Here is a 5,153-nt window from a genome sequence, read left to right as displayed (position 1 = left end):
GCCGCATCCGGCACAGGCAAGCGGCATGATCAGATCAGCGAGAATCGCAAGATTCCTGGTGAGCAGGGACAACGTGGCTCGAGGCATGACAGGAAGGATCAGCCGCAGGTCGCGGGCCGACCAGCCCCGAGTGGTGATCTGTGGATACCGCCCCCGGCAGTCGCGAAGCGGCTGTGGACAATCCCGGGCGACGCGGTCGGCCACCGGCCCCGCAGCCGAGGTGGGGCCGGCCTGGCCGGCACATCCCGGCCGGCACATCCCGGCCAGACCGCGTAATTCCGCCGGCACCGCCAGCATCCATCCTGGCCGAGAGCGCAGAATCCTCACAGCGGCCGCGGCATGCCCACCACAAGCACGGCATCCTTACCTCGACACCTCGAACCTCGACACCGACCGCGACGAGTGGAGACACACCGATGGCCGACGGACCCGGTTGGGCCTCGCCCGGCACCCCGCCGCCCGGCGCCCCGCAGGGCCCGTGGGGACAGTGGCGGTGGGGCCCGGCCGTCCCGAAACCGGGCATCATCCCGCTGCGCCCCCTCGCTCTGGGCGAGATCCTGGACGGCACGTTCGCCACGATCCGCACGAATCCCGGCGCGACCGTCGGGGTGACGGTGGCGGCCGCGGCGGTGGTGGAGACGGTGTCCACCACCGTCGCGATCAGCGGCGAGGACGCGTCGCCGGGCGCCAGGGCCGCCATCACCGTCGCGATGCTCGGTCTCGATCTCATCCTCGGGCTCTTTCTTTCCGGGGTGCTCAGCGTCGTGGTGAGCGAGGCGATCCTGGGAAGCCGAATCACCACAATCGACGCGGTCCGACGGGTCGCGCCGCGGCTGCCCGGCCTGCTCGGCCTCACGGTCATCGTGGCGCTGTCGGTGGTACTGGGGCTGATCGCGCTGCTGGTCGGGGCGATCGTCGTCGGGGTCTACCTGGCGCTGGCCACGCCCGCGTACGTCCTCGAGGGCGGCACCGTGCGCGACGCGCTGCGACGGTCGATCGCGATCGTGCGTGGATCATGGTGGCGGACGTTCGGTATTCTGCTGCTCGCCATGCTGGTGGCGGGGTTCCTCGGTGCGATCTTCGCCATCGCCGCCAGCATCGTGATGGCCTCCTCCGAGTCGGTGTTCGGCGACCCGATCAGGGGTGATCTCACCGTCACCGGCTACATCGTCCAGGCGATCGGCAGTCTGCTCGCCACCGCGATCTCCACGCCGATCGTCTCCGGAGCCGTCGTCCTGCTCTACGTCGACCTCAGGATCAGACGCGAGGGTCTGGACGTGACCCTCGCCGAGGCGGCCCGCGCCCGCACCGCCGGCCTGCGGCCCTCCGGATGACGCTCGGCGGTCCCGTCACTCGGGACGGAGCTCGGGAGGAGGCTCGACGGGAACTTTCCAGGCACCTCTACAGAAATTCCGAACCCAGCTGGTGGAGCCGGGCGGTCCGGTGGATCGACGACAGGATCGGGGATCTGGTCCACTGGCTGCTCCCCGGCGGAGACGGCCCCGGCGGAGGGTCGGGTGGTCTCGGGGTCTTCGCGCTCGTCCTCGTACTCGTCGTCGTGGCGGTGGCGCTGCGGTGGTGCCTCGGCCCGGTGCGCCGCAGCGCGCGTATCAGGCGGGAGGATAACGACCTGTCCAGTTCGTCAACCGCGGCGCAGCTGCGTGCCGAGGCGGACGGCCACGCCGCCGGCGGAGCCTATGCGGAGGCGGTTCGGTCCCGGCTACGGGCCATCGTGCGGATGCTGGAGGAGAAGGACGTGCTCGATCCGCGCCCCGGCCGTACGGCCGGTGAACTCGTCGAGGAGGTGGCGAGAATCGCGCCGTCCCCCGCCGGCGGGCAACCCCGGGGCGGAACAGACCGGCCGGGCGCGACGACGGGCGCGGCGGGCGGTGGACCCGGCACGGAGTTCGAGCCGACCGCGGCGCTCGCCGCGGCGGTCGAGGTCTTAGCGAGATCTGGTACGGCGGGCGCCCGGGGTCCGCGGCCGGCTACCGGGTCCTGGTCGAGGCCGACCGCGCCCTGATCCAGCTACGTCGCGGCACGGGCGGCACGGGCGGCACGGGCGGCACAGACGGCACCGGCGGCACCGGCGGCACCGGCGGCGCGGGCACCCTCGCGGTCCCGGCATGACCATCCCCGGCGCCCCGGCGATCACCGGTGACCATCTCGGTGGCGGCGGGACGGCCGGCGGCCGGTCCGGGCGGGGGTCGCCGAGCGCGTTGCGCAGCGGTCCCAGGCCCCCAGCGGTGCGCCGCGGGATCCTCGTGGTGGCCGTCCTCGGCGTCCTGGTCCTCTGTTACGTGGTCGTCTCGGCGCTGGCCGGGCGGCCCGACGGCCAGGCCTACCTGGACGTGGCCTCCGCCGAGCCCGGAGGAACCCGGGCCCTGGCCGAGATCCTGCGGGCACGCGGGATCATCGTGTCCGCCACAGACAACCCTTCCGGCGGCCGGCGGCAGGGGCCGAACCCCGGTGGTCCGGGCGGCGGGGTCGGTCCAGCCGGGGCGGGCGGCAGGGCGACGCTGGTCGTCGTCCATCCGGGACGACTCACCCATGACGAGCTGATCGCCCTGCTCGGACGGGTCTGGCAGGGCGCCGACGTCGTCCTCGTGGCGCCGGACGCCACGGTGCTCGGTGCCCTGAATGTCGGGGTGGTCACAGCAGGCTCCGCGCCCAGCGGCGAGCAGAGTGATCCACGGTGCCTCCTACCCGAGGCGACCACGGCCGGAACAACCTCGATCGGCGCCGACGAGACCTTCACCCGCCAGGGCGACGGAGCCGGTCTCGGCGACATGGCGGTCTCGTTGTGCTACGGCGACCCGCACGGCGAGGCACGCCTCGCCGTGCTGACCCCCACCCGATCGGGCTCACCACGCGCCGGTGGCGGGCGGCTGCTGCTCGGCTCGGCGGGGTTCCTCACCAACGAGCACCTCGGTCGCACGGGGAACGCGGCGCTGGCCCTCGGCCTGCTCGCCCGGCAACCCGTACTGTCCTGGATCACACCCAACGCGGGTGGGGCCGGCGGGGTCGGCACGAAAAGCATGATGGATCTGCTGCCGTCCGCCTTCTGGTGGACCTTTCTGCACATCGTCGTCGTCCTGGCGCTGCTGGCGCTGTGGCGTGGCCGGCGGCTCGGGCCGCCGGTGCCGGAGCCCCTTCCGGTGGTCGTCCGGGCGGCCGAGACGGTCGAGGGACGCGGGCGGCTGTACGCGGCGGCACACGCCCGGGACAGGACCGCCGACGCGCTGCGGGCCGGGACGCGCGTCCGGCTGGCCGAACGGATGGGCCTGCCCCTGACCTGGACCCCTGCCGGTTCCCTGAGCCCCGATCCCGTCGCTCTGGTGACCACTGCCAGCGAGCAGACGGGACGGTCACCCTCGGAGATCGGATCGCTCCTGTACGGTTCGGGCATGCCGCCGCAGACCGCCGGACCGCCCGGTCACCTCGGGCGGGCCAGGGACTGGTACCAGTCAGGCCGTTACCCGGCCGAGAACGGACAGCGGGCGGCATCCGGCGGAACCGGACGGTATCGCCGACGGCGGATCCGAGCGGACCGCCGCGGCGGGCGTTCCCCGGGCCGGCGCCGGCGCCCCTCGACGCGATACGCAGGACGCGGCGCTGCTGGCGCTGGCCCACGCGCTCGACGAGCTCGATCGACAGGTAGGCATACGGTGACATCCCCACGCATCGACGCGCCGACGACAGCCCCCCGCCCTCGACCGCATCGTCGTCCGCCGCGGCGCCGGGTCCGGGAGAGCAGCCGGCACCACCGGACACGCAGACGGCCCGCCGGGCCCTGATCGCGCTGCGCGGTGAGGTGGCCAAGGCGGTGATCGGTCAGGACGCGGCGGTCAGCGGGCTCGTCATCGCCCTGCTGTGCCGGGGACACGCACTGCTCGAGGGGGTGCCCGGCATCGCGAAGACGCTGCTGGTCCGCACGCTCGCGACCGCGTTGGCACTGGACACCAAGCGCCTGCAGTTCACCCCGGACCTCATGCCCGGCGACGTCACCGGCTCGCTGGTGTACGACAACCGCAGTTCCGAGTTCACCTTCCGGGAGGGCCCGGTCTTCACCAACCTCCTGCTGGCCGACGAGATCAACCGGACTCCGCCGAAGACGCAGGCCGCCCTGCTGGAGGTGATGGAGGAGCGTCAGGTCAGTGTGGCGGGCGTCCCGCGGCCGCTGCCGGCCCCCTTCGCAGTCCTCGCCACCCAGAACCCGATCGAACATGAGGGCACCTATCCGCTTCCCGAGGCGCAACTCGACCGCTTCCTGGTGAAGGTGACGCTGCCACTGCCACCCCGCGACGACGAGGTCCGTGTCCTCGCCCACCATGCGGACGGGTTCGACCCCTCCGACCTGCCCGCCGCGGGGGTCCACCCGGTCGCGGGGCCAGCGGACCTCGCGGCGGCCCGCGCCGCGGTGCTCACCGTCGCAGTCCACCCGGAGGTGCTGGCCTACATCGTCGATCTGGCCCGGGCGACCCGCGCGGCACCGTCGGTACAGCTCGGGGTGTCCCCCCGCGGCGCCACCGCGCTGCTGGCGACGGCCCGGGCCTGGGCGTGGCTGTCGGGACGCGGCTATGCGACCCCCGACGATGCCAAGGCGCTGGCCCGGGCGACCCTGCGGCACCGGATCAGCCTCCGTCCGGAGACCGAACTGGACGGCATGACGGCCGACGTCGTGCTCGAACAGGTACTCGCCACCGTTCCGGTGCCCCGGTAGGCGGAAACGGTGGCGATCACCGGCCGTACCGTCGCACTGGCCCTGTTCGGGGCGCTGGTCGTCGTCCTGTCCCCTGCCCCGGGCCTGACCCTCGTGCTGGTCGACCTGGTGGTGGTGGGCTTGGTCGCCCTCGACCTCGCCCTGGCGGGTGGGGTCCGCACGCTGGAGTTCAGCCGCTCCGGACCGACCGCCGGGCGGCTGGGTCAGCCCGTTCCGCTGGTGCTCGGCGTCACGAACGGCGGCACCCGCACGGTGCGTGCCCACATCCGCGACGCCTGGCCGCCGTCCTCGGGGTCCCGGCCGCGGGAGCACCGGGTCACCGTTCCGGCGGGGGAGCGGCGCTTCCTGGAGACGACGCTGCATCCGACCCGGCGCGGCGACCGGGAGCCGTTCCGCATCACGGTCCGTTCGCTGGGGCCACTCGGCCTCG

Annotated in this window: 4 protein-coding genes and 2 pseudogenes; 5 read left to right on the top strand and 1 reads right to left on the bottom strand. The window is 73.4% G+C overall.

The window, feature by feature from the left end; translation table 11 throughout:
- Positions 1–297: pseudogene (locus AC08ON_RS09590) on the bottom strand (hypothetical protein); the annotation flags it as partial.
- A 119-nt stretch (positions 298–416) separates the two neighbouring features.
- Here AC08ON_RS09590 and AC08ON_RS09585 point away from each other — a divergent pair.
- The 5 genes and pseudogenes from AC08ON_RS09585 to AC08ON_RS09565 form a co-directional block, all read left to right on the top strand.
- Positions 417–1,334, top strand: coding sequence for a DUF7847 domain-containing protein (locus AC08ON_RS09585; protein WP_023839914.1), 918 nt, complete (start codon positions 417–419; stop codon positions 1,332–1,334).
- Positions 1,331–2,023 (top strand): DUF4129 domain-containing protein, encoded by a 693-nt coding sequence (locus AC08ON_RS09580; protein ID WP_476607321.1) that lies wholly within the window; start codon positions 1,331–1,333, stop codon positions 2,021–2,023. Before AC08ON_RS09585 ends, AC08ON_RS09580 begins: the two co-directional genes overlap by 4 nt.
- A gap of 103 nt (positions 2,024–2,126) precedes the next feature.
- On the top strand, positions 2,127–3,797 hold the full coding sequence (locus AC08ON_RS09575) for a DUF4350 domain-containing protein (RefSeq protein WP_476607320.1): 1,671 nt from the start codon (positions 2,127–2,129) through the stop codon (positions 3,795–3,797).
- Positions 3,794–4,723, top strand: a complete 930-nt coding sequence (locus tag AC08ON_RS09570) for an AAA family ATPase (RefSeq protein WP_476607327.1) — start codon at positions 3,794–3,796, stop codon at positions 4,721–4,723. The genes AC08ON_RS09575 and AC08ON_RS09570 overlap by 4 nt, the downstream gene beginning before the upstream one ends.
- 9 nt (positions 4,724–4,732) lie before the next feature.
- Positions 4,733–5,153: pseudogene (locus tag AC08ON_RS09565) on the top strand (DUF58 domain-containing protein); the annotation flags it as partial.

This window comes from Frankia sp. CoWAU3 (genome assembly GCF_977971855.1).
The sequence above is the reverse complement of the archived record's forward strand: the minus strand, read 5'-3'. Positions and strand labels throughout refer to the sequence as shown.

What these genes read in the sequence shown, in the direction of transcription:
- AC08ON_RS09580 (WP_476607321.1), top strand. Translation starts at nt 1,331, where the DNA reads ATGACGCTCGGCGGTCCCGTCACTCGGGACGGAGCTCGGGAGGAGGCT.
- AC08ON_RS09585 (WP_023839914.1), top strand. Translation starts at nt 417, where the DNA reads ATGGCCGACGGACCCGGTTGGGCCTCGCCCGGCACCCCGCCGCCCGGC.
- AC08ON_RS09575 (WP_476607320.1), top strand. Translation starts at nt 2,127, where the DNA reads ATGACCATCCCCGGCGCCCCGGCGATCACCGGTGACCATCTCGGTGGC.